Annotated in this window: 20 protein-coding genes and 3 pseudogenes; 8 read left to right on the top strand and 15 right to left on the bottom strand. The window is 64.4% G+C overall.

Translation table 11 applies throughout. From position 1 onward, the window contains the following. Positions 1 to 21: 21 nt before the first annotated feature. Together ACSKB8_RS42725 and ACSKB8_RS42720 are read right to left on the bottom strand one after the other, a co-directional pair. Positions 22 to 3158: pseudogene (locus ACSKB8_RS42725) on the bottom strand (efflux RND transporter permease subunit). A 178-nt stretch (positions 3159 to 3336) separates the two neighbouring features. Beyond that, positions 3337 to 4445 (bottom strand): annotated as a pseudogene (locus ACSKB8_RS42720) (efflux RND transporter periplasmic adaptor subunit). A gap of 161 nt (positions 4446 to 4606) precedes the next feature. Here ACSKB8_RS42720 and ACSKB8_RS42715 point away from each other — a divergent pair. Together ACSKB8_RS42715 and ACSKB8_RS42710 are read left to right on the top strand one after the other, a co-directional pair. Continuing rightward, complete coding sequence (locus ACSKB8_RS42715; protein ID WP_438111425.1) at positions 4607 to 4849, top strand: antitoxin MazE family protein; 243 nt, start codon at positions 4607 to 4609, stop codon at positions 4847 to 4849. 154 nt (positions 4850 to 5003) lie between these two features. Further along, a pseudogene (locus ACSKB8_RS42710) lies at positions 5004 to 5358 on the top strand (type II toxin-antitoxin system PemK/MazF family toxin). 40 nt (positions 5359 to 5398) lie between these two features. Here the strand turns inward: ACSKB8_RS42710 and ACSKB8_RS42705 are convergent. Beyond that, complete coding sequence (locus ACSKB8_RS42705) at positions 5399 to 6772, bottom strand: MFS transporter (RefSeq protein WP_438111424.1); 1374 nt, start codon at positions 6770 to 6772, stop codon at positions 5399 to 5401. Between the two features lie 79 nt (positions 6773 to 6851). On the opposite strand from ACSKB8_RS42705, the gene ACSKB8_RS42700 reads away from it, so the two are divergent. After that, entirely contained in the window at positions 6852 to 7298 is a 447-nt protein-coding gene (locus tag ACSKB8_RS42700) for a DUF2809 domain-containing protein (RefSeq protein ID WP_438111790.1), read from the top strand. Positions 7299 to 7387: 89 nt separating this feature from the next. On the opposite strand, the gene ACSKB8_RS42695 is transcribed toward ACSKB8_RS42700, so the two are convergent. The 3 genes from ACSKB8_RS42695 to ACSKB8_RS42685 all read right to left on the bottom strand — a co-directional run bounded on the left by ACSKB8_RS42695 (position 7388) and on the right by ACSKB8_RS42685 (position 9290). Continuing rightward, positions 7388 to 8551, bottom strand: a complete 1164-nt coding sequence (locus ACSKB8_RS42695; protein WP_438111422.1) for a winged helix-turn-helix domain-containing protein — start codon at positions 8549 to 8551, stop codon at positions 7388 to 7390. A gap of 119 nt (positions 8552 to 8670) precedes the next feature. Beyond that, on the bottom strand, positions 8671 to 8922 hold the full coding sequence (locus tag ACSKB8_RS42690) for a hypothetical protein (protein WP_438111421.1): 252 nt from the start codon (positions 8920 to 8922) through the stop codon (positions 8671 to 8673). Between the two features lie 122 nt (positions 8923 to 9044). Then, the gene (locus tag ACSKB8_RS42685; RefSeq protein WP_438111419.1) at positions 9045 to 9290 is read right to left on the bottom strand and encodes a hypothetical protein; all 246 of its coding nucleotides are present in this window, start codon (positions 9288 to 9290) and stop codon (positions 9045 to 9047) included. 374 nt (positions 9291 to 9664) lie between these two features. On the opposite strand from ACSKB8_RS42685, the gene ACSKB8_RS42680 reads away from it, so the two are divergent. Beyond that, positions 9665 to 10306 carry an OmpA family protein gene (locus ACSKB8_RS42680; RefSeq protein ID WP_438111417.1) on the top strand — a complete coding sequence of 214 codons (642 nt, stop codon included), beginning with the start codon at positions 9665 to 9667 and terminating at the stop codon, positions 10304 to 10306. Between the two features lie 57 nt (positions 10307 to 10363). On the opposite strand, the gene ACSKB8_RS42675 is transcribed toward ACSKB8_RS42680, so the two are convergent. Further along, positions 10364 to 11794: a phospholipid carrier-dependent glycosyltransferase gene (locus ACSKB8_RS42675; protein WP_438111415.1), complete on the bottom strand. Its 1431-nt coding sequence runs from the start codon at positions 11792 to 11794 to the stop codon at positions 10364 to 10366. A gap of 51 nt (positions 11795 to 11845) precedes the next feature. Here ACSKB8_RS42675 and ACSKB8_RS42670 point away from each other — a divergent pair, with 51 nt between their 5' ends. Both ACSKB8_RS42670 and ACSKB8_RS42665 read left to right on the top strand, forming a co-directional pair. Beyond that, positions 11846 to 12547: a FecR family protein gene (locus tag ACSKB8_RS42670; RefSeq protein ID WP_438111414.1), complete on the top strand. Its 702-nt coding sequence runs from the start codon at positions 11846 to 11848 to the stop codon at positions 12545 to 12547. Between the two features lie 2 nt (positions 12548 to 12549). Next, complete coding sequence (locus ACSKB8_RS42665) at positions 12550 to 13689, top strand: hypothetical protein (RefSeq protein WP_438111412.1); 1140 nt, start codon at positions 12550 to 12552, stop codon at positions 13687 to 13689. 157 nt (positions 13690 to 13846) lie between these two features. Here ACSKB8_RS42665 and ACSKB8_RS42660 read toward each other — a convergent pair whose 3' ends face one another. From ACSKB8_RS42660 to ggt, 8 genes are all read right to left on the bottom strand, one after another. After that, positions 13847 to 14335, bottom strand: a complete 489-nt coding sequence (locus ACSKB8_RS42660; protein WP_438111410.1) for a VOC family protein — start codon at positions 14333 to 14335, stop codon at positions 13847 to 13849. A gap of 26 nt (positions 14336 to 14361) precedes the next feature. After that, positions 14362 to 14790 carry a VOC family protein gene (locus ACSKB8_RS42655; protein WP_438111408.1) on the bottom strand — a complete coding sequence of 143 codons (429 nt, stop codon included), beginning with the start codon at positions 14788 to 14790 and terminating at the stop codon, positions 14362 to 14364. A gap of 129 nt (positions 14791 to 14919) precedes the next feature. After that, positions 14920 to 15432, bottom strand: a complete 513-nt coding sequence (locus ACSKB8_RS42650; RefSeq protein WP_438111406.1) for a cupin domain-containing protein — start codon at positions 15430 to 15432, stop codon at positions 14920 to 14922. A 172-nt stretch (positions 15433 to 15604) separates the two neighbouring features. Further along, entirely contained in the window at positions 15605 to 16069 is a 465-nt protein-coding gene (locus ACSKB8_RS42645; RefSeq protein WP_438111405.1) for an FKBP-type peptidyl-prolyl cis-trans isomerase, read from the bottom strand. Between the two features lie 60 nt (positions 16070 to 16129). Further along, complete coding sequence (locus ACSKB8_RS42640) at positions 16130 to 18421, bottom strand: xanthine dehydrogenase family protein molybdopterin-binding subunit (protein WP_438111403.1); 2292 nt, start codon at positions 18419 to 18421, stop codon at positions 16130 to 16132. Positions 18422 to 18423: 2 nt separating this feature from the next. Continuing rightward, positions 18424 to 19440 (bottom strand): FAD binding domain-containing protein, encoded by a 1017-nt coding sequence (locus ACSKB8_RS42635; RefSeq protein WP_438111401.1) that lies wholly within the window; start codon positions 19438 to 19440, stop codon positions 18424 to 18426. 4 nt (positions 19441 to 19444) lie between these two features. After that, a complete protein-coding gene (locus ACSKB8_RS42630) occupies positions 19445 to 20059 on the bottom strand; it encodes a (2Fe-2S)-binding protein (RefSeq protein WP_438111399.1) in 615 nt (204 codons plus the stop codon). 165 nt (positions 20060 to 20224) lie between these two features. After that, positions 20225 to 21811, bottom strand: coding sequence for a gamma-glutamyltransferase (gene ggt, locus ACSKB8_RS42625; RefSeq protein WP_438111397.1), 1587 nt, complete (start codon positions 21809 to 21811; stop codon positions 20225 to 20227). A 198-nt stretch (positions 21812 to 22009) separates the two neighbouring features. Between ggt and trhO the strand changes: the two genes are divergently transcribed. Then, entirely contained in the window at positions 22010 to 22807 is a 798-nt protein-coding gene (gene trhO / locus ACSKB8_RS42620) for an oxygen-dependent tRNA uridine(34) hydroxylase TrhO (RefSeq protein WP_438111395.1), read from the top strand. Further along, a complete protein-coding gene (locus tag ACSKB8_RS42615) occupies positions 22797 to 23015 on the top strand; it encodes a SlyX family protein (RefSeq protein WP_091898967.1) in 219 nt (72 codons plus the stop codon). Before trhO ends, ACSKB8_RS42615 begins: the two co-directional genes overlap by 11 nt. Positions 23016 to 23020: the final 5 nt, after the last annotated feature.

Below are 23020 nucleotides of genomic sequence, written 5' to 3'. Positions count from 1 at the left end.
TCATTCAGCACTACTTCTCACTTATTCAGCCGCTTCAGCAAGCGGAATTGCGTGCTGGTCATCGCTCCCATGCTGCGGCGCGGCAGGCTGCTCGGGGGTGCCCGCCTCGTCCAGGCTCTTCCTGAACCAGAGCGCATAGAGGCCCGGCAGGTACAAGAGTGTCAGGAAGGTCGCGACGAACAGGCCGCCCATGATGGTGATCGCCATCGGGCCCCAGAAGGCCGAGCGCGACAGCGGGATCATGGCGAGGATCGCGGCCAGCGCCGTCAGCACCACCGGACGGGCGCGGCGGACGGTCGCCTCCACGATCGCCTCGCGCCGGGTCAGACCGTGCGAGACGTCGGTCTCGATCTGGTCGACCAGGATGACGGTGTTGCGCATGATCATGCCGGCAAGCGCGATCAGGCCGAGCAGCGCCACGAAGCCGAACGGGGCATTGGCGACGTTGAGCCCGAGCGAGGCACCGACGATGCCGAGCGGCGCGGTCAGGAACACCAGGATCAGGCGCGAGAAGCTCTGCAGCTGGATCATCAGCAGCGTCAGCATCACCATGACCATCACCGGGAAGAGGATGAAAATCGAGGCGTTACCCTTGGCGGATTCCTCGAACGCGCCGCCCGGCTCGATCCGGTAAGCCGGCTCGAGGTGGTCCTTGATCGCCTTCAGCTTCGGCGTGATCTGGTTGGTGACGTCGGGCGCCTGCACGCCGTCGACCACGTCGGAGCGCACGGTGATCGCCATGTCGCGGTTGCGCCGCCACATGATCGGTTCCTCGTGGGCATATTCGATCTTCGCAATCTGCTGCAGCGGCACGGCCACACCGTTGCGTGAGGTGATGGTGAGATCGCCGACGCCGCCGAGGTCGAGGCGTTCGGACGGGATCGCACGGGCGACCACGCCGACCTTCTCGATGCCGTCACGTACCGTCGTGACCTGCGAACCCGAGATCAGCATCGCCAGCGCCTGCGAGACCTCCTGCGGGGTCAGGCCCATCGCACGAGCGCGGTCCTGATCGACGACGAGCTTGAGGTACGGGACTGCTCGTTCCAGTCGAGTTGCACGTCCTTGACGCTCTTGTTCTGGCGCATGACGTCGCGGACCTGGTAGGCGATCTCGCGCACCTTGTTGGCGTCGGGGCCGATCACGCGGAACTGGACGGGGAAGCCGACCGGCGGACCGAAATTGAAGCGGTCGACGCGGACGCGCGCCTCCGTCAGCACGCCCTCGGCAGCGGCGTTCTCGATCTTGGCCTTGATCCGCTCGCGCGCCTCGACGCCCTTGGCGACGATGACGATCTCGGCAAAGGCCTCGTTCGGGAGCTGCGGGTTGAGGCCGAGCCAGAAGCGTGGCGAGCCCTGGCCGACATAGGACGTATAGGTCTCGATGTCCTTGTCGTCCTTGAGCAACGTCTCGGCCTTCTTCACAGCCTTCTCGGTGACGTTGAAGGCGGTGCCCTCCGGCAGACGGAGCTGGAGGAATAGCTCGGGCCGCTCCGACAGCGGGAAGAACTGCTGCTGGACATGGCCGAAGCCGACGATCGAGGCAACGAAGACGCCGACGGTCGCGACCACCACGGTGATGCGGTGGTTGACGCACCATTGCACGATGGCACGCAGGCCGCGGTACATGCGGGTCTCGTACACCGCATGCGGATCGTGGTTGTGGTGGGCCTTCATCTCCGGCAGCAGCTTGACCCCGATATAGGGCGTGAAGATCACCGCCACGAACCAGGAGGCGACCAGCGCGATCGCCACGATCCAGAAGATGCTGCCGGCATATTCGCCGACCGCGGAATTGGCAAAGCCGATGGGGAGGAAGCCAGCGGCCGTGACCAGCGTTCCCGTGAGCATCGGAAACGCAGTTGATTCCCAGGCAAAGGACGCCGCACGCATGCGGTCCCAGCCCTGCTCCATTTTCACCACCATCATCTCGACCGCGATGATGGCGTCGTCGACAAGCAGGCCGAGCGCGATGATCAGCGCCCCCAGCGTGATGCGGTGCAAGTCGAGCGACATCGTGTTCATGACGACGAAGACGATGCCGAGCACGAGCGGCACCGACAGCGCGACCACGATGCCGGTGCGCCAGCCGAGCGCCAGGAACGAGACGAACAGCACGATGACGAGCGCCTCCATGAAGGAGTGCACGAATTCGCCGACGGCGTGCTCGACCACCTTGGGCTGGTCGGCGATGAGCTTGATGTCGATGCCCTGCGGCACCGCCTTCATGAATTCGCTCGTCGCCTTCTCGACCTCCTTGCCGAGATCAAGGATGTTGGCGCCCTTGGCGGTGACGACGCCGATGCCGATCGCGGGCTTGCCTTCCTGGCGGACGACGAAGCTCGGCGGATCGACATAGCCATGGGTGACGGTGGCAATGTCGCCGAGGCGGAAGACGCGGCCGTTGCTCTCGACCGGCGTCTCGGCCACGGCCTTGGCGCCGTCGAGCGCGCCGGTGACGCGCAGCGGCACGCGCTGCGACGAGGTCTCGACCGTGCCGGCCGGCGTCACGTTGTTCTGCTTCGCGAGCGAATCGAACAGTGCCTGCGGCGTGATGCCGAGGGTGGCGAGCTTGGCGTGGCTGAACTCGACGAAGATGCGTTCGTCCTGATTGCCGTAGACGTCGACCTTGGTCACGCCAGGCACCTTCAACAGGCGCTGACGGAAGCCTTCCGAAACTTTCTTGAGCTGGGCGTAGTCGGCCCCGTCGCCGGTCATCATGTAGAGGATGGAATCGACGTCGGAGAACTCGTCGTTGACGACGGGTCCCAGGATGCCGGACGGCAACTGGCCCTGCACGTCGACCAGCTTCTTGCGCAGCAGATCGAAGAGATAGGGCACGTCCTTCGGCGGGGTGTTGTCGCGGAAGGTCACCTGCAGCGCGGTGAAGGCGGGCTTTGAATAGGTCTGCACCTTCTCGAAATAGGGCAGCTCCTGGATCTTCTTCTCGATGGGATCGGCGACCTGGGTCTGCATCTCCTGCGCGGTCGCGCCCGGCCACATCACGGAGACGTTGACCACCTTCACCGTGAAGAACGGATCCTCGGCGCGGCCGAGCTTCTCATACGAGAAGAAGCCGGCGACGCCGAGCACGATCATCAGGAAGAGCACCAGCGTCGGATGGCTGACGGCCCAGGCCGAAAGGTTGAAGCGCTTCATCGCACTCTCCGAAAGACGATCCAATTGCCAAAAACGACAGCCACTCTGTTCAAGGCGTCATCGCGAGGCAGCGAAGCAATCCAGGGGGCTGGGCAGGTTCTGGATCGCTTCGCCGCTTCAGCCTTCGCATTTGCGCTCGGGCCGAAACTCGCCTTGCAACGACGGAACTCGTAAACGCTTAGAAAGACAGCGACGACACGATCCGCACCCTCTGGCTCGGATCGAGCTTCTGCACGCCGAGGGCGACGATCTTGGCGCCCTCCTCCACGCCGCCGGTAATGACGACGTCGTTGCTCTCGTAGGACTTCACCACGACCGGCTTCAGCGTGATCGCGCCGTTGTCGTCGACGACGTAGAACGAGGGCTTGCCGCCTTCATTGAACAGCGCCGACAGCGGCAGCCGCGCGACGCGCTCGGTGGCCGCGTCCGACAGCGTCAGCGTCGCGGTCATGCCGAGCGCGACCTTGTCGTCGGCCTCGGGCAGCGAGAATTTTGCCAGATAGGTGCGGGTGGCCGGATCGGCCGCCGGCGCGATCTCGCGCAGCTTGGCCGTGTACTTCTTGTCCGGTTCGGACCAAAGAGTGACGCTGGCGACGCCCGACTTGGCGCGTCCAACCAGCGTCTCAGGGATCGCGACGACCGCTTCCTTCTCGGCAAAGCGGGCGAACACGGATCGAAGCCTGGCCCGCGGCGACCACCTGGCCGGGCTCGATCAGCGTTGCGGTGACGACGCCACGGGCGTCGGCAACGAGCGTCGCGTAGGAAAGGGAATTCTTGCTCAATTCGAGCGCGCGTTCGGCGCGGTTCAGGCGGGCGCGGGCTTCATCCGCGGCGGCGCGGCTCGAATCCATCTGCGCGTCCGTGGTCCAGCCCTTGGCCTTCAGGTCCTTGGCGCGCTGCTCGGCGGCGGCGGCCTGCGCCAGCACGCCGGTCGCGGCGGTCTGCTCGGCCAGCGCCTGCTCGGCCTGCAGCTTCAAATCGACCTCGTCGAGAGTTGCCAGCGGCTGACCGATCTCGACGGTCTGGCCGACCTCGACCAGGCGCTTTGCGACCTTGCCGGCGAACTCGGAAGCCGAGGTCGCTCTCGATCCGCGGCCGGATGGTGCCAACGAAGCTGCGCTCCGGCGTCTCGGCATCATAATGGGCGGCCGCAACCAGAACCGGCCGCGGCGGCTCGGCCTTCTCGGCGACGGTATCATTGCACCCGGCCAGTGCAGCGGCCATCAGCGCCAGCGAGACACCCGCCAAGAGCCTGGAATAGCTGGACAAAACCGACCGGACGAACATCGAAGGACACTCCTGCATCTCGAATGAGAGGAATGTCGACTAATCACTGATAAAAGTCAATAATCGTCAGTCATCAGGAAAGCGTGATCGTTAAGGTGTGGTAAGGTCGACCTTCGATTGGCTCGACGCCTTCTTTTGTGGTAGGGTTACATGTAACCGAAATGAGAGACCCTATGCCCTCTTCTTCCAGGCCAAAGTTGTCACGGGTGAAGGTACGCGAGCATCGAGAGCGCCTCCGCGCGCAAGGACTTCGGCCGATCCAGATATGGGTACCCGATGTCCGCTCGCCCTCATTCAAGTCAGAAGCACATCGTCAGTCGCTGGCCGTCGCGGCGAGCCCGCATGCATCCGAGGATCAGGCCTTCGTTGATGCGATCTCCGATTGGCCTGACGAGACAGAATAATCTGTGAATAGACCCAACCGCATGCGGTCTACGGGTCTCAGACTGGAACACTTTCTCACCCCGCTTCAGCGCAGGCTGGCGTCCCTTGAAACCCGTCCGAGAGCGGACGGATTCGCAGCAGTGGAGCAAGCCTAGGATGGCTGTTCATCAGCGAATGGAGCGCGGCGAAATCTGGACTGTAGCCGGCGGAAAGGACTACGCGGGAAAGCCGCGTCCGGCTGTAATCCGTGCAGGACGACAATTTTGACGCAACGGAATCGATCACGGTTTGCCCATTAACGACTGCCGAAACTGAGGCACCTCTCTTCCGATTGCAGATTGAGCCGAACGAACGCAACGGCCTCCGAGCACCATCACGGCTGATGGTCGACAAGATCACCACGGTGGCGAAAGCCAAGATGGGAACGCTTGTCGGGCGGCTCGACGATGAAGACGTCTTGCGCCTCAACCGCGCTATGCTGGTATTTCTGGGGCTGGCAGGCTCGCAAAGAACCGCCGAAGCGGATTAGCGAGCCGTACCGAGCCGTCGTTCCGAGATAGCCCGAAGGACTACCCCGGAATCGCGAGGTTAGCGGCCCCCTTACCGCCCTGTTCCGCAAACTCGTGCTTGCTGTCGTGGCCGCCGATGAAGACCAGGATGCCGGCGATCAGCGGCAGGACGGCGAGCACGAGCAGGCCGGTCGAGGTCTGGCCGGTGGCTTCCTTGACCCAACCGATCAGATAGGGCCCACCGAAGCCGGCGAGATTGCCGATCGAGTTGATCAGGGCGATGGCGCCGGCCGCCGCCGTGCCGGACGGCCAGGCGGTCGGCAGGGTCCAGAACACGCCGAAGCGGCAGAACACGCCGATCGCGGCCACCGTCAGCACCACCATCGTGAGGGTGGGATCGGTGAGATAGGAGGAGATGCCGAGCGCGACCGCGGTGAGCAGCAGCGGCGCACCGACATGCATCACGCGCTCGCGGCTTGCATCCGAATGCCGCGCCCACAGGATCATGGCGATGGTGCCGAACAGATAGGGGATCGCGGTGACGAAGCCGGTCTGCGCGTTGGTGAGGCCGAACGCCTTGACGATCTGCGGCAGCCAGAACTGCATGCCATAGAGCGCGCCGACGAAGCCGAAATAGATCAGGCTGAGCGCGATCACCTTCGGCGACGACAGCGCCTGGCCGAGCGAGGGATGCTTCACCGCCTGCTTGGCGGCGATCTCGGAATCGAGCTTGGCCTTGAGCCAGGCCTTCTGCTCGGCCGAGAGCCAATTCGCCTTCTCCGGTCTGTCGGTGAGATAGAACCAGGTGACGAGGCCGAGCAGCACCGAAGGGATGCCCTCGATGATGAACAACCACTGCCAGCCCTTCAGCCCCATGATGCCGTCGAGCCCGAGCAAGAGGCCCGAGACCGGCGCGCCGATCACGGTCGAGACCGGCACGGCGATGGCGAACGCTGCCAGGAATCGCGCGCGGTATTCGGCCGGGTACCAATAGGTCAGATACAGGATGATGCCCGGGAAGAAGCCGGCCTCGGCGACGCCGAGCAGGAAGCGCAGGACATAGAAGCTCGTGACACCACTGACCAGCGCCATCAGCGCCGAGATGATGCCCCAGGTCACCATGATGCGGGCGATCCAGCGGCTGGCGCCGAATTTCTCCAGCGCGAGGTTGCTCGGCACCTCGAAGATGAAGTAGCCGATGAAGAAGATGCCGGCGCCCCAGGAGAAGATCAGCGGCGTGAACTTCAGCTCCGCATTCATGGTCAGCGCGGCGAAGCCGAGATTGACGCGGTCGAGATAGGAGAAGAAGTAGGCCAGCACCAGGAACGGAATCAGGCGCCAGGAGATGGCGCGGATGGTCGAGGTCTCGATGGTGCTCTTGCTGGCGTTCCTGGCACCGCCGGCGGAACCGGCATAGGTGGTGGTCTGGCTCATGGCTTCCCCCCGGGTTGTTGCTTTTGTGGGCTGGTTGGCGGTTTTCAGCATCGCGGGCAAAGAGTCAATGGAGCGAGCAATGCATGGAGCGCAGCCGGATAAACCTGTTGCGCTGCTACGGACATCGCTGATCCGCGCCGCCCTCACGCTCGGGGTGATCGTCAGCGGACTCTCCTTGCGCTGGTACGGCTTTCCGCTCGGGCTGCCCGCCTTCGTCGTGAAGTACGGCGGCTCGCTGTTGTGGGCGACGATGGTGTTTCTGCTGGTCGGCGTTTTGCTGCCGCGGCTTACTCGGACGCAGATCGCGGCGATCGCGGTGATGATCGCCATCGTGGTCGAGTTCTCACGGCTGGTGCATACGCCCTGGCTCGATGCATTCCGGCTGACGACGGCCGGCGCGCTGCTGCTGGGGCGGATTTTTTCGCTGTGGAATTTAGTGGCCTATGCGGTGGGGATTTTGCTTGGCGTTTGGCTCGATCGAATTGTCGCAGTGCGTGGTCTACAAGGATGGGCAAAGGCGCCATAGCGCCGTGCCCACCATCCGCATCACCTATGACGATGGTGGGCACGCTTCGCTTTGCCCACGCTACGAGACCGACACCGTGGCGAGCTGCCTCACTCCGCTAATTGAAACCTCTCGAAGCGATCGAGCTCGTCCTCGATCTTGCGCTTGAGCTCCTTACGGCCTGCGGTCTTCTTGCCCTCGCCGACCCAGGTCCATTTCTGCATCAAGAGCTTCTTGGCCTGCCGGTTCGTCTTGAGGTCGAGCGCGGCAACGATCTCGTCGCCGACCAGGACCGGCAGCGCGAAATAGCCGAGCTTGCGCTTGGCCTTCGGCACATAGGCTTCGAAGAGATGGTTGTAGCCGAAGATGAGATTGGTGCGTTTGCGCTGGATGATCAGCGGATCGAACGGCGACAGGATATGGACGAGATCCGGCGATGCCCGCTCACCCAGCTCCAGCGCGCCCGGCGCCGCCCAATGCTCCTGCTTGCCCGCGCCGTCGATCGCGACGGGCACGAGCTCGCCGCGGCGGACGCGCGAGGCGATCAGGCCCGCCACCGCCTTCTTGCGCGGCGCATCGAGATGGCAGATCGACTCCAGGCTCACCACGCCCTGCGAGCGCAGCGCGCGCTCGAGCAGATAGGCCGTGATCTCCTTCGCTGACGCGGGCTTCGGCAGCTTGTCCCAGCCGAAATGCCGCGTCATCAGTTCATAGGTCTTGAGCATGCCCTGACGCTCGCTGATGGTCACGGTGCCGGTATAGAAGGCGAGCTGCAAGGCCCGCTTCGACGGCTTGCGGCTCTGCCACAAATGCTCCTTCTCGACGAGCACGTCGTCCTCGATGTCGCGGATCGTCAGCGGACCGGCGCGCAGCAGCCGCATCACCTTGCGTGTGTCTGCCGGCTGCACCGAAGCGAACCATTTATGGCCCTCGCGCCGGTGCTCGCGCATCGCCGGCAGGAAGAAGCGGAAGTCGCTCGCCGGCACATAGGACAGCGCATGCGTCCAGTATTCGAACACACTTCGCTCGACGCTCTGGGCATGGCGAAGGTCGGCGCGGCGGTAGGATGGGATCCGGCTGAACAGGATGTGGTGGTGGCAGCGCTCGATCACGTTGATGGTGTCGATCTGCACATAGCCGAGATGAGCGACCGCGTCCGCGACGGCCTGCGCGCCATCGCCGAACGGCGCGCGCCCGTCCAGCCGCTGGGCATGTAGCCAGATCTGCCGGGCCTGTGTCGTGGTGATCGGAAGCGGTTTGGGCGGGCGGGACATTGCAGCAGGCAATGTAGCGGGATTCGCGCGAACAAGACGAGAGGAAGACGATTCAGAAGCGGCCAATGAGAAACCGCGCTGCCATCTGCTGACAGCGCGGCCGGATGACGCGCCGAGGCCTACTTGGCCATCATCGCCTTCTGCGATTTCATGTAGTGCATGCAGGCGCTCTTCATCTTGCCATTGCTCATGTCGGTGTTGGCCATGGCCATTTCCTTGTTCGCCGCCATCTTGGCCGGGGTGTCGGGCGTGCCACCCATCGCGGCGGCGGACTTCATCATGTTGTCCTTGGTGCAGGCCATCATCGCGGAAGCGGGCGACAGCGAAAGCGTGAACGCGATAAAGGCTGCGGCCGTGAGCAAGGTCTTCATCGAAACGTCTCCTCAAGTAAAACGAAACCGGCGTCATGCCGGCCTTCGCAACTACGTATTTTCCAGCAGAGACGTTTCGTGGAGAAGACAATTTTCTTGCTGCGGTGCGAAGGCAGGAAGGCTCAGCGGCCTCCCTTCGGGGTCGTGGACCGCTCCCCGATGCTACCCGTGGCGACGTCCGGCTCGCACGAGGCCTTGCCGCGCCCCTCCGACTGGCAGCGATAAACGCTGCCGGTAAGACGATCGACCAGCCACATGTTATCCTCGGCCGGCCCTTCCAGGCCGACATAGCGGGAGGTCAGCCCCGTGATCAACGTCGACAGCAGGATCGCCACCGCGATCATCGCCGCGCCGATATAGATGGGCATTGAGCTCAGGGATACTGTCCGATCCGGCGGGCCGCTGCGATAGAACTGGTAGTCACGCTGGTAATCGCTCGGCCTCGGCACTGGATGGAACTCGGCTCACTCGCGGACGAATTGTTGAATGATCAAAGCCTGCTAGGCGCGCATCTGGACGAATTCTTGTTCGTAGGCGGGCCGTGGGGCGACGCCTTTGCGACGATCGGTGAACGCGGATTTCCGGGAACGGTCGGGGAGCTTGGTTCGGCGCAACCCACGAACGAACACAATGACCTCCGGCTCGTGGCTTCGAATGTGACAAGGATCACATCCGGGCCTTTGAACCTTCCCTAAGCTCGCAACATCAAATCGCCATCAGGCGTAACAGCGAGGACACGACAATGACCCGTTTTGATAAATTTTTTGGACTGAAGGCGATTACTCTCTCCGCGGCCCTGTCGATGACAGCGAGCCTTGCACTGGCCGGCGACAACAACGTCTCCGCGGGCCAGATCCTGGATGCACTGAAGCCGAAGCCGGTAACCCGTGGCCTCTCCGTGGGGCCGCAGGTCGATACCGCCGCGCAGGCCAAGGAATTGACCTTCCTCAACACCGTGCGCAACCGCTCGACCCGGTCGTTATCGACGGGCGAACGCGAGCAGATCGCAGAGCTCGCGGCGACCAAGCCGAAGATCGATCTGGAGATTCAGTTCGACTACAACTCGGCTGAGATCGCCAAGACGTCGGTGGCATCGGTGCAAGCGCTCGGCAAGGCGCTGTCCGATCCGGCGCTCAAGGGCTCGACCTTCGTGGTCGCCGGCCACACCGACGCGATCGGCGGCGAACAGTACAACCAGGGCCTCTCCGAACGGCGCGCCGACACCATCAAGAAGTACCTGGTGCAGAACTACGGCCTGAACGGCGCTGATCTCGTCACCGTCGGTTACGGCGAGACCAAGCTGAAGGACGCCGCCAACGGCGCCGACCCGATCAACCGCCGCGTCCAGGTCGTGAACATGGACACCAAGACCGCGTCGAAGTGATCTCCAAGTTACGCCTGACGAAACGCGCCGCCTGCTCTAATCCGGCAGGCGGCGATGTCATATCCAGCTCTGGAACAGCATCAGCCGGCCGAAGGTTCGCATGGAGGTGCCGACGAAGGCCGCGGAGATCGGCAACAGAACCGCAAAGCCGGCCGCGGCGACGCCGACATAGGCCCACAGCAGCCAGCGCGGCAGCCCCTCCCGGCGCAGCACATAGACCAGCGCAAGCGACGCCGCGGTCGCGGCCGGCAAATAGTAATAGATGAAACCCAGCGTGCGCGGCAGCAACGCCCAGGCGAGCCAGGGACCGAAATAGAACGCCGCAATCAGGAATGCATCCCAGCGCCGCGCCATGATGAAATCGCGCAGCACCACGGCGAGCGCCAGCAGCGCCGGCCACAACACCAGCGGATTGCCGAGGAAGACGATCGCGGCAACGTGGTCCTCCGCCGTCTTGTCGAACAGGAACCAGACCGGGCGGGCGAGCAACGGCCAGGATGGCCACGCGCTCATATAGGTGTGGCCGGCGATCGCCGTCGTGGTGTTGTCGGTGAAGATCCGCCGCTGCGCCTCGATCAAATCCGGCAACGACAATCCGTAGAGCGGAACGAAAGCGGCAAGATACGTCAAGGCCGGCAGGACGGCGAAGCAGAGCGCGGCATGCTGCGCCCGAAAACCGTCCCAGAGATCGGGCCGGTACCAGTCGCTCGGCCTGGCGTCGGCAAACAGCGTGCGCCAGCCCTGCATCAGGCGGATAACCGCAACGATGACGATGCAGACGCCCAGTGGAAACAGGCCGCTCCATTTACAGGCCGCAGCACAGCCGAACAGGCTGCCCGTGAGCGCGAACAGGGCATGCGGCCGCTCTTTTCGAAAGCCATGCATGAAGGCGGCGGTCGCGAGCAGGCCGAAGCCGAGCGCAAAGATGTCGAGCATGGCGATACGCGCCTGCACGAAGAGCATCTGGTTGCTGCCAGCGATGAGCGCGGCTGCGATCGCGGGCCCTTGCGCGGAGAACAGCGCGAGGCCGCACAGATAGATCGCGACGACCGCGAGTGCGCCGAACAAGGTCGCCGGATAGCGCCAGCCAAACGCGTTGTCGCCAAAGGCTGCGATCGATGCCGCGATCAGCTCCTTGCCCAGCGGCGGGTGCATCGGATTGAGCATCGGCTCCGACATCACGGGCGTCAGCATCTGCCGCGCCGCCGGCACATAATGCACCTCGTCGAAGACGAACTTCTCCGGCGTCGCGAGACCGATCAGGAGTGCGAGATGAGCAACCAGGAAAATCGCGACGGCAATCACTGCGCTCCGCGACACCTTTGGAACCGCGGACAATTCGAGCGTCGGCTGTGGAGATGTTTTGCGTGGCAAATTGGCGTCACCGCGGACAAAAAAGGAGATCGCGATCTTCATTGAACGCATTCTGCCGCAACTGTCACTAAGCATCACGCACGTCCCGCGCCGCTTGTGATAATTCCGCCACATCGCAAGTGCGCGCGATCCGGTACGATCAGGGACATATCGATCGGTTGCAGAATGAATTTGCGTTTCTGGCTTTTCCCCTCTCTGTTGTCGGCCGCATTGTGCGCAGGCCCTTGCGCGCAGGCGCAGACGCGCGTCGGCGAAGCCGTCGTGATCCAGAACGAAGTGGTGCGCGTGGCCGCGACCGCCACGCCGATCAATGTCGGCGACAGCATGCTGCGCGACGAGACCGTGCGCACCGGCGCCGACAGCGCGGCGCGCTTCGTCATGGCCGACAGCACCAACCTGTCGCTGGGCCCGAGCGCCACGCTGAAGCTCGACCGCACCGTCTTCAACGACGAGCACAGCTATCGCGACGTCGCGATCCGCATGACCACCGGCGCATTCCGCTTCGTCACCGGGCACTCCGACAAGGCCGCCTACAAGATCACGACCCCGCTCGCGACCATCGGCGTGCGCGGCACCACGCTCGATATCCTCTCGCAGCGCGGCCGCTCCGTCGTCGTGCTTCAGGAGGGCGCAGCCAACGTCTGCACGAAGAGCTCTCAGTGCGTGCAGCTCACCCAGCCCGGCGACACCGCGATCATCACCTCGACCGGTGGCAAGGTCGGCATCACCAAGACCAACACGCCGCCCTGGACGTTCGCCGCCAACTGCGCAGCAAGCGCTGGGCTTTGCGCCGTCAACCAATATGCCGCCGCCTCGCCGACCATCACGCCTGCCGTCCAAGACGACGGCATGCTGTGCGGGCGGTGACAATGGTGAAACTCCGCTTCAAGCGCTGGGTTCTCGCTGGCGCGCTGGCCGGCTTGGCTGCGCTTGCCTTTGCGCTGGATATTCGACCGGCTGCAGCCCATGCGACGTGCGGATCCGGATGCGATGAGCCGACGCCTGACCCGACCTATTCGCCGTCCCCAACGCCGACCTATTCTCCGTCACCCTCGCCGACCCCGGATCCTGCGTCCGCGCCGAGCCCGGATCCATCGCCAAGCCCGACGCCGACCGGCGCGGATTCCAGCGGCAATTCGATCAGCGGCCTCGCCAATCAGCGCTTCAACCAGATGATCACCAACCGCGTGCTCGGCACGGTGCTGCTCGGCGTCAACGAGCAGATCAATTGCAGCGACTGCATCAGCGCGTTCGGCTCGGCCGGCTCGTTCTCCGCCGGCATCCACGGCCGCAAGGAGCTGACCAGCAATCTGTCGCTGCTCGCCGGCATCGCCTACACGCACTACAACGAGGGCGGCTACAAGATCACGAGCGCACCGATCGGCGCCTTCGCGCTGCGTTATGACTTCACCGACTGGGGCTCGTCGCGCCCGTTCTTCGACGTCGGCACGATCCTGACGCCGTGGGAGAAGGCACGCTACACGCGCAGCTACAATACCAGCCTCGGCCCTGTGAGCGTGACCAGCTCGACCAACGCGTCGAACTACGCGGTCTACGGCCGCGCCGGCTGGATCAGCCGCCTGTCGCCGCGCGACGAGGTCGCGGCCTCCATCGAGGTCTGGCAGCTCTGGCAGCGCGTGTCGGGCTACACCGACAGCGCAGTGGCCTTCAATCCGTTCGATGCCACGATCGCGACCGGTACCGACCGCACCAGCCTGGTCAAGATCGGCGGCCAGTGGACGCATCTCTACGGCAGCAACATCGAGGCCAACATCAACGGCGGCTGGGTGCAGTCGTTTGCTGGGCACAGCGGCATCGTGGCGACCGTGACCGGCAACGGCGTGGTGGTCCCGACCACGGGCAACCAGGGCTGGTTCGAATATGGCGGCCGCCTCGGCTTCCGCGTGCAAAAAGGCTGGATCGTGGATCTCTTCGCCAACGGCACGCTGGGCCCGCAGCCGGTCGGCAACACCATCCATGGCGGCGTGGGGCTTAGGATTAGTTATTAGGGTGATGGCTTGCCGCACATTCAGCTGTCATGCCCCGCGAAGGCGGGGCATCCAGTACGCCGCGGCCCATCATTGAACCACGACCGTCTCGGAGTACTGGATCGCCCGGTCAAAGCCGGGCGATGACAGTGAGTGTGTGGCGTGACCATGCCGCGGCTCACGCCGCCGACTTGCCCTCGAACGCGCGACGCAACGCATCGACATCCAGCTTGACCATCTTCATCATCGCTTGCATCGCGCGCGCGGCCGCGGCCTTGTCCGGGCTCGACAGGAATTCGAACATCACTTTCGGCACCACCTGCCAGGCCACGCCCCAGCGATCCCTGAGCCAGCCGCACTGCTCTTCCTTTCCGCCATGGGCGAGGAAAGCGTTCCAGACGCTGTCGACCTGGGCCTGGTCGTCGCAATTGATCATCAGCGACAGCGCGTGGGTGTACTCCATCTTCATTCCGCCATTCAGCGCGACCAGGCGCTGCCCGCCGAGCGCGAACTCGACGACGAGCACCGAACCCTGCTTGCCGGAGGGGCCATCGGAGACGTTGCGCTGGACGTGCACGATCTTGGAGTCGGGCAGCAGCGAGACGTAGAAGTTGGCGGCTTCTTCAGCATCGCCGTTGAACCATAGGCAGGGCGTGACCTTGGACATTTGAATACTCCTGCTCTGGGCCGCGATCAGGCGTTCGCCATCTCGGGCTGCAGAGGGGCCGCCGCGAGATCCATCCAGTTCACACCCCACATGTGGCCATCCGGATCCTCGAAGCTGCGGCCGTACATGAAGCTGTATTCGTCCTTCGGACTGGGATCGGCCACCCCGCCCGCAGCCGCGGCCTTGCCGACGATATCGTCGACATCGCTGCGACTGTCCGCGGACAGGCAGAACAGCACCTGGTTCGAGGTCCTGGCATCCGCGATCGGCTTCGGCGTGAACTGACGGAACTTGTCGTGGGTCAGCAGCATGGCGAAAATGGTCTCGGAAAAGACCATGCAGCTCGCTGTCTCATCGCTGAATTGCGGGTTCTTGACCGCGCCAATCGCCTCGTAGAAGGCAGTGGCGCGCTTGAGGTCGGTCACCGGCAGATTGACGAAGATCATCTTGGGCATCGGAAGCTCCTTGGCGGGGGTTCTGCCCAAGGACGGACCAGCCGGCGGCCATCCGACACGGCTTCCGAATATCTTTTGACCTTCCCCCAGCGAGATTCTGTCGCACCGAACCTCGCTCCTCGGACGGCCTTACTTCTTCTCGTTGGGATCGCGGTGAACGGGGTCGATCCACAGCACCGTCTCGGGCTTCTCGACCGGCTCGATATCGAGATTGATCGCGACCGCCTCGCCGTCGCTGCGCACCAGCACGCATTCCAGCACCTCGTCGGGGCTGGCGTTGATCTCCTGATGCGGCACGTAGGGCGGGACGAAAATGAAATCGCCGGGCCCGGCCTCCGCGGTGAATTGCAGACGCTCGCCCCAGCGCATCCGCGCCTTACCCTTCACCACATAGATGACGCTTTCGAGATGGCCGTGGTGATGCGCGCCGGTCTTGGCGTCGGGCTTGATGCTGACCGTACCCGCCCACAATTTCTGCGCGCCGACGCGCGCGAAATTGATCGCGGCCGCACGGTCCATGCCTGCCGTCGACGGCACGTTCGTATCGAGCTGGTCGCCGGGAATGACGCGCACGCCGTCATGTTTCCAGCGATCTTCGTGATCGTGTGCATGGTGCGAATGCGTGTGGTCATGGCCGGTCATGGGACTTGCTTTCTGTTGGTTCCTTGGGCGGCAAACTAACCCAAAGCCGCGCCCACGAGCCACAGCAAAATCGAAACCCTCATAGTCACGAGACCTTGCTTTCGCGAGCAAACCCGTATGGCTCAGTCATCCCGGGGCGATGCGCAGCACGAACCCGGGATGACGGCGCAAACTATTTTACCGCGAGCAGTTCCACGTCGAACATCAGCGTCGCGTTCGGCGGGATCACGCCGCCGGCACCGCGGGCGCCGTAGCCGAGCTGCGGCGGGATGATCAGCGTGCGCTTGCCGCCGACCTTCATCGAGGCAACGCCCTCGTCCCAGCCGGCGATGACGCGGCCCTTGCCGATCGGGAATTCGAACGGCTCGTTGCGATCGACGGACGAGTCGAATTTCTTGCCCTTCTGGCCGTTCTCGTAGAGCCAGCCGGTGTAGTGCATCACGCAGATCTGGCCCGGCTTTGGCGAAGCGCCAGTGCCGGCGACGCTGTCGATGATCTGCAAGCCTGAAGCTGTGGTCATGGTCTTTCCTGCAGTCTGGGCCGAGGCCGTGGTGGAAACGAAATGCGACACGCCGGCGATCACGGTGATCGCGACTGCCGACATCAGGGCGAGGAGTGCGCGCTGGAAACGCTGCATTAGGCACCTTCCGTTTGAAGCGGGAGGTGTCTAGCGCAACGCGGGTGAGGTTTCCACCCCTCACACCTCGATATTTTCCAGCCGGACTGGCAGCTTGCGGATGCGCTGGCCCGTGGCGTGATAGATCGCATTGCAGACCGCCGCATTGGTGCCGACATTGGCAAGCTCGCCGAGGCCCTTCGCACCTGCCGGATTGATGTGATCGTCCTGCTCGGAGAGCATGATGACCTCGACGCTGGGCACGTCCGCATTCACGGGCACGAGGTAGTCCGCGAAGTTGTCGTTGACGTAGCGCGCATTGCGTTCGTCGATCTCGGTGGCCTCGAGCAGCGCCGACGACATGCCCCAGATCAGCCCGCCCATCAGCTGGCTCCGCGCGGTGCGCGGGTTCATGATGCGGCCTGCCGCGAACGCGCCGACCAGACGGGACGCACGGATTTCGTGCGTGAAGCGGTTGACGCGGACCTCGACGAACTCCGCACCGAAGGCATAGGCGATCTGGTCTTTCATGGCGTGGCCACCGACCAGCCGCACCTGCCCGCTGTGCATGGCGCGGAAGGAATCCAGCGGCGCGTCTTCCGGCTTCCACTCGCCATATTCCTCGACGACGCCGACACCAAGCGCGTCGAAGGCTTTCTCCAGGTCGAGCGCGCGGTCGCCCTTCGCCGCCTGCGTGGCCGGTGTCTGGCCGATACCCACGGTCTCCTTGGCCTTGTCCGTCAGGCTTTGGCTCGGCATCACCGCCTTGAACAGGCGCTGCCGGATCTGGTCGCACACCATCATCACCACGGAGCAGGTGCTGGCCGTCGAATTCGAGCCTCCGGCAACCGGCGCCGGTGGCAGATCGCTGTCGCCGATGAAGACGGCGACCTTCTCAAGCGGCACGCCGAGCCGCTCAGCGGCTGTCTGGGCGATGACGGTGTAGGCGCCGGTCCCGATCTCGTGGCCGGCGATCTCCACACGGGTGCGGCCGTCACGCTGGAGGCGCACGCGCGCGGCGGACGGCCCCATGTGCGTCGGATAGCAGGTGGTGGCACAGCCATAACCGATCAGCCAGTCGCCATCCGACATCGATTTCGGCTGAGGCGAGCGCTGCGCCCAGCCGAACGCCTTGGCGGCCTCGTCGAAGCAGGCCATCAGCGAGCGCGACGTATAGGGCTTGCCGCTGATCGGCTCAATGGTGGTGTCGTTGATGCGGCGGAGCTCGATCGGATCCATGTTCAGCTTCACCGCCAGCTCGTCCATCGCGCTCTCCAGCGCGAACAGATACGGCACCTCCGGTGGCGAGCGCATGAAGCCAGGCGTGTTGCGATCGGCGCGCACGATCGAGACGAGGCTGTCGACATTCGGACAGGCATAGAGCCGCGTCGTCGTCTTGGTGCCGCCGACGCAATAGGGATCGGGGCGCGAAGAGACCTCGGCGCCCTCGTGCCTGAGCGCGACCAGCTTGCCGTCGCGACGCGCACCAAGCTTGATCTCGTGGCGGGTCTCGGCGCGATAGGTGGTGATGGTAAAGCCCTGATCGCGGGTCGGGACCAGCTTGATCGGCCGATTCAGGCGCTTTGCGATAGCGGCGATGATGGCGGTGCGCGGCGTCATCGATCCGCGCGAGCCGAAGCCGCCGCCGACATAGGGGTTGACCACGCGGACCTTGTCTGCGTCGATGCCGAGCTGTTCGGCGACGCCGTTCTTCAGGCCGTAGACGAACTGACTCGGCTCGTAGATGACGAGGTTGTCACCCATCCAGACGCAGCTCGTCGAGAACAGCTCCATCGGATTGTGATGCTGCGTCGGTGTGTCGTAGGACGCCGTCAGCTTGACCTCGGCCTCGTCGAACGCCTTGGCGAAATCGCCGACCTTCGGGTCTTCCTTGAACTGGGCATTCTGCCCCTTCGCTGCCGCCGTGGTCGTTCCGGGCGAGTCGAAGGTCGCGCTTGGCGTGGTGGCCGTGTAGCTGACCTTGACGCGGTTGGCGGCCTCGCGGGCCGCCTCGTAGCTCTCGGCAACGACCACCGCAATGATCTGGCCGTCATGGGCAATGTCGGCCGATTTCAACGGCTGGATCGTCGTGCCCGCATAGCCGCCATTGCTGAAGAGCTTCGAGTCCTTCAGCTTCGGTGCGTTCTCGTGGGTGACGATGTCGATCACGCCGCGCACACGTCCGGCCTCATCGAGATCGAAACGATCGACCCGTCCCTTGGCGATGGCGCTGGTGACGAGGAACGCATAGGCGGGGTCGGCGAGCGGCATGTCGGACGCATAGGTCGCGCGTCCAGTCACCTTTACGGCCGCGTCATAGCGCGGCACGGGCTGGCCCATGTTCGTCTTCGGCTCGGGAGCAGCAGCGGTCATGATCAGATCTCCATCGTTACGGCCTGCTGGAGCGCGCGTGCCACCACGCGCTTGCCGAGCGCGATCTTGAAGCTGTTGTGCCGCCGCCCCCTGGCATCTGCGAAAGCGGCATCGGCGACGCGCTGCGCAAGGGCTTCGTCGAACTTTTGCCCCTTGAGCAGCGCCTCCGCTTCGCGCGCCCGCCAGGGCACAGTGGCGACACCGCCGAGCGCGACGCGCGCGTCCCTGATCGTGCCGTCCTGCACGTCGAGCGCGACCGCAGCCGAGGACAGCGCGAACTCGTAGGATTGCCGGTCGCGCGCCTTGAGATACACCGAGCGCGGCCAGCGTCCTGGCACCGCGAAGGCCGAGATCAGCTCACCGGGCTGAAGCGTGGTTTCGATGTCGGGCGTACTGCCCGGCGTCTTGTGAAGCTGGGCAAACGGCATGTTGCGCGTGCCGGCCTTGCCCGTGATCTCGACCATGGCATCGAGAGCGATCAGCGCCTGGGCGAAATCGCCTGGATAGGTCGCGATGCACTGGTCGGAGACGCCGAGCACGGCATGCATGCGGTTGACGCCGTCCATCGCGGCGCAACCGGAGCCGGGATGGCGCTTGTTGCAGTTCTCATAGGAAACATCGCGGAAATAGCTGCAACGCGTTCGCTGCATCACGTTGCCGCCGAGCGTCGCCATATTGCGCAGCTGGGCGCTCGCCGCGAGCTTCAGCGAATTGGCAATCACCGGATAGTTGCGCTGGATGCCGTCATGCGCGGCGACGTCGGACATCTTCGCGAGCGCGCCGAGCCGCAGGCCGTCATCCTTCGGCTCGATCGCCGACCAGTCGCGCGCGAGCGGATTGATATCGACGATCGCGGCCGGCCGCATCACATCCAGCTTCATCAGATCGATCAGCGTGGTGCCGCCGGCGAGCGGCTGCGCAGGGGCCTGTGTCAGCGGATTGTTCGCGGCCGCGGCGGCGCTGAGCGCCTGCACGGCCATGTCAGGGTCTGTTGCCCTCTGATACGAAAACGGTCGCATGCGCCTAGCCTTTCATGATCTCGGGCGCGGCCTGCTTCACGGCGGCGACGATGTTGGGATAGGCGGCACAGCGGCAGATATTGCCGCTCATATATTCGCGGATGTCCGCCTCGTTGTTTGCATGCCCCTCCTTGACGCAGGCGACGGCAGACATGATCTGGCCGGGCGTGCAATAGCCGCACTGGAACGCGTCGTTGTCGATGAAGGCCTGCTGCATCGGATGCAGGCGGTCGTCGGTGGCGAGGCCTTCGATCGTCGTGATCTCCTGCCCCTCGGCGGCGAGCGCGAGCGTCAGACACGACACCACGCGCCGGTCACCGATCAGCACCGTGCAGGCGCCGCACTGGCCGTGATCGCATCCCTTCTTGCTGCCGGTGAGCTTGAGCTGTTCGCGCAGCGCGTCGAGCACAGTGGTTCGCGCATCGATGCTCAGGCGCTTGTCCTTGCCGTTCACGTGGAGGGTGACCTCGACAGGAAGCGCCGGATCTTGTGCGACCGGCGCATTTGCGTCCTGCGCGGCGGCACGCGCCGTCATCGGCACGAGCGCGCTCCCAGCGACGCCGGCCATGAAGGCGCGCCGATCGAATGCGGATGCTCTGGAACTTGATTTATCGGACATGGACGGCCTCCACTGCTTCAAACCAAGCAGCGCACGCCTGCACCGCTCATCGCCCCTTAACCTGAAGCAATGGGCTCCGTTCCGAACGAGAAAGGGCGACGCAGCAAATGCCGCGTCGCCCTTCGTCAACTTTTCCTGATCTTGCGCGGGGAACCGCGCGGGCGCTCAATAGCCCAGCGCGCAGCCGTCCTTGCGCGGATCGGAACCGCCGGTGAGCGTGCCCTTCTCCCAGTCGATCCAGATCGCCTGGGCGCCGCCGAGCGGACCGACCACGCTGGTGGTCTTGTGGCCGAGCTTCTTCAGGCCCTCGACGATCGCGGCGGGCACGCTGTCCTCGAGCTGATACTGGCCCTCGTAGTGCAGGCCGCGCGGCATGTCGATCGCCTCCTGCACGTCGCAGCCATAGTCGAGGATGTTGGTCAGCACATGCGTCTGGCCGGTCGGTTGATACTGTCCGCCCATCACGGCGAACGGCATCACGGAACGGCCACCCTTGGTGAGCAGGCTCGGCATGATCGTGTGCAGCGGGCGCTTGCCGCCTGCGATGCAGTTGGGATGGCCCGGCTGGATGCGGAATCCGCCGGCTCGGTTCTGGAACAGGACGCCGGTCTTGTTGGAGACGATCGCCGAACCGAAGGAATGGGCGATCGAGTTGATGAACGAGCAGACGTTGCGGTCCTTGTCCACCACCGTGATGTAGATGGTCGACGGATTCATCGGCGGCGCGACATTCGGCAGCTCGAGCATGCCGTCCATCCGGATCTTGCTGATGTACTCGTCGGCAAAGCCCTTGGCGAGCATCTCGGCGACGTTGATCTTCATATGATCGGGGGCGGCGACATGCATCTCGCGATTCATGTAGGCGATGCGCGCGGCCTCCGCCTCGAGGTGGAAGCGCTCGACGCTGAGCGGTGCGAACTTGGTCAGATCGAACCGCGACAGGATGTTCAGCATCAGCAGCATGGTGACGCCGGGCCCGTTCGGCGGGCACTGCCAGACGTCATAGCCCTTGTACATGGTGCCGATCGGCGTGGTCACTTCCGTCGTGTGCGCGGCGAAATCATCGAGCGTGTGCAGGCCGCCGATCCCGCGCAGGGTCTCGACCATGTCCTCCGCGATCGGGCCTTTGTAGAAGGCGTCGCGGCCGCCCTTGGCGATCGCGCGCAGGGTGTTGCCGAGCTCTGCCTGGCGGATGACGTCGCCGGCCACCGGCGGCTTGCCGCCCGGCAACAGGTAACGCACGGTGTTGGTGCCGCCCTTCAGCTTCTCGAACTGGTTCTTCCAATCGAAGGCGATGCGCGGCGCGACGACGTAGCCCTCTTCCGCCGCCTTGATCGCGGGCTGCAGCAGCCGGTCGAAGCCGAACTTGCCGTGATCGCGCAGCACGGTGGCGAAGGCGTCGACCACACCGGGGATCGAGACTGCATGGGCCGAGGTCAGCGGGACGGAATTGATCTTGCGCTCGAGATACCAGTCGGCGTTCGCCGCCTTCGGCGCGCGGCCGGAGCCGTTATAGGCGATGATCTTGCCCTCGCCCCGCGGCTGGATCAGCGCAAAACAGTCGCCGCCGATGCCGGTCGATTGCGGCTCGATCACGCCGAGCACGGCCGAGCCGGCGACCGCTGCGTCCACCGCCGTGCCGCCCTCGCGCAGCACCTCGATCGCGGCGAGCGAAGCCTGCGGATGCGAGGTCGCCACCATCGCATTGGTGGCGTGGACCGTGGACCTGCCGGGGAAATGGAAGTTTCTCATGCGATTCTTGCTTTCTTGGACATCCGGCGCGACGGCGCGCCATCTCGGAAAAACCCGGCCTACATGACATATTCCGGCCAGCCGGAGCAATGCTGGCATACCAATGAAATGGCTGCCATCCGCTGGGCGTATGGACCACTCGCGGCTTTCAGCCATGGCGGGTTTTCCGGGCGGCCGTCGCCTGCTAAACGAGCCGCCATGTCTGACAACAATTCGGTCACCAAGGTCGCCGCCTTCTACCAATTCGCCGCCCTCCCGGATTACCGCGAGCTGCGCGAGCCGTTGCGTGCGTTCTGCGCTCGCCTGGCGCTGAAGGGGAGCGTGCTGCTGGCCCAGGAGGGCATCAACGGCACTGTCGCGGGCACCCCGGAGGCGATCGGCGCCTTCGCTCACGAGCTCGCGCACGGCGACATGTTCGGCGGCCGGCTCGACAATCTCGAGCTCAAATTCTCGACCGCCGCGGCGATGCCGTTCGGCCGGCTCAAGGTGCGGCTGAAGAAGGAGATCGTCACGCTCGGCGATGCGGCCGCCGATCCGACAAAGCAGGTCGGCACCTATGTCGACGCCGCCGAATGGAATGCGCTGATTGCGGCACCCGATACGCTGCTGCTCGACACCCGCAATGCCTTCGAGGTGGCGATGGGCACGTTCGAGGGCGCGGTCGATCCCGGCATCAAGAGTTTTGGCCAGTTCAAGGATTTTGCCGCCGCGCAGCTCGATCCGGCAAAGCACCGCAGGATCGCGATGTTCTGCACCGGCGGCATCCGCTGCGAGAAGGCCAGCGCGCATCTGCTCGCGCGCGGCTTTGCCGAGGTCTATCACCTCAAAGGCGGCATCCTCAAATATCTGGAACAGGTGCCGGAGACGCAGAGCCGCTGGCGCGGCGAATGCTTCGTGTTCGACGAGCGCGTCGCGCTCGGCCATGGATTGCGAGAACTTGGCTTGCGAGAACTTGGCCTGCGAGAACTGGACAAGGGCCACGGCCGTGACGAATGAGATCAAGACGCTGAGCGAGCGCATCGACACGCTGGAGATGCGCCTTGCCTATCAGGACGACACGATCGAGACGCTGAACCAGACCATCACGGCGCAGTGGAAGCAGATCGATGCGCTGACGCGGCAGATCGCACAGCTGAGCGAACGGCTCCAGGAGGCCGAGGCGAATGCGCCGGGGCCTGCCAACGAGCGCCCGCCGCATTATTGAAAAAG

This window comes from Bradyrhizobium sp. BR 1432 (assembly GCF_051547705.1).
Classification (GTDB): Bacteria; Pseudomonadota; Alphaproteobacteria; order Rhizobiales; family Xanthobacteraceae; genus Bradyrhizobium; species Bradyrhizobium zhanjiangense.
Note: the sequence above shows the minus strand (reverse complement) of the source record. Positions and strands in the feature narration are given on the sequence as shown.

Bases quoted from the DNA above. Each gene is read 5' to 3' on its own strand.
- ACSKB8_RS42715 (WP_438111425.1), top strand. From the start codon at position 4,607: ATGAGAGACCCTATGCCCTCTTCTTCCAGGCCAAAGTTGTCACGGGTG.
- ACSKB8_RS42705 (WP_438111424.1), bottom strand. From the start codon at position 6,772: ATGAGCCAGACCACCACCTATGCCGGTTCCGCCGGCGGTGCCAGGAAC.
- ACSKB8_RS42700 (WP_438111790.1), top strand. From the start codon at position 6,852: ATGCATGGAGCGCAGCCGGATAAACCTGTTGCGCTGCTACGGACATCG.
- ACSKB8_RS42695 (WP_438111422.1), bottom strand. From the start codon at position 8,551: ATGTCCCGCCCGCCCAAACCGCTTCCGATCACCACGACACAGGCCCGG.
- ACSKB8_RS42690 (WP_438111421.1), bottom strand. From the start codon at position 8,922: ATGAAGACCTTGCTCACGGCCGCAGCCTTTATCGCGTTCACGCTTTCG.
- ACSKB8_RS42685 (WP_438111419.1), bottom strand. From the start codon at position 9,290: ATGCCCATCTATATCGGCGCGGCGATGATCGCGGTGGCGATCCTGCTG.
- ACSKB8_RS42680 (WP_438111417.1), top strand. From the start codon at position 9,665: ATGACCCGTTTTGATAAATTTTTTGGACTGAAGGCGATTACTCTCTCC.
- ACSKB8_RS42675 (WP_438111415.1), bottom strand. From the start codon at position 11,794: ATGTGGCGGAATTATCACAAGCGGCGCGGGACGTGCGTGATGCTTAGT.
- ACSKB8_RS42670 (WP_438111414.1), top strand. From the start codon at position 11,846: ATGAATTTGCGTTTCTGGCTTTTCCCCTCTCTGTTGTCGGCCGCATTG.
- ACSKB8_RS42665 (WP_438111412.1), top strand. From the start codon at position 12,550: ATGGTGAAACTCCGCTTCAAGCGCTGGGTTCTCGCTGGCGCGCTGGCC.
- ACSKB8_RS42660 (WP_438111410.1), bottom strand. From the start codon at position 14,335: ATGTCCAAGGTCACGCCCTGCCTATGGTTCAACGGCGATGCTGAAGAA.
- ACSKB8_RS42655 (WP_438111408.1), bottom strand. From the start codon at position 14,790: ATGCCCAAGATGATCTTCGTCAATCTGCCGGTGACCGACCTCAAGCGC.
- ACSKB8_RS42650 (WP_438111406.1), bottom strand. From the start codon at position 15,432: ATGACCGGCCATGACCACACGCATTCGCACCATGCACACGATCACGAA.
- ACSKB8_RS42645 (WP_438111405.1), bottom strand. From the start codon at position 16,069: ATGCAGCGTTTCCAGCGCGCACTCCTCGCCCTGATGTCGGCAGTCGCG.
- ACSKB8_RS42640 (WP_438111403.1), bottom strand. From the start codon at position 18,421: ATGACCGCTGCTGCTCCCGAGCCGAAGACGAACATGGGCCAGCCCGTG.
- ACSKB8_RS42635 (WP_438111401.1), bottom strand. From the start codon at position 19,440: ATGCGACCGTTTTCGTATCAGAGGGCAACAGACCCTGACATGGCCGTG.
- ACSKB8_RS42630 (WP_438111399.1), bottom strand. From the start codon at position 20,059: ATGTCCGATAAATCAAGTTCCAGAGCATCCGCATTCGATCGGCGCGCC.
- ggt (WP_438111397.1), bottom strand. From the start codon at position 21,811: ATGAGAAACTTCCATTTCCCCGGCAGGTCCACGGTCCACGCCACCAAT.
- trhO (WP_438111395.1), top strand. From the start codon at position 22,010: ATGTCTGACAACAATTCGGTCACCAAGGTCGCCGCCTTCTACCAATTC.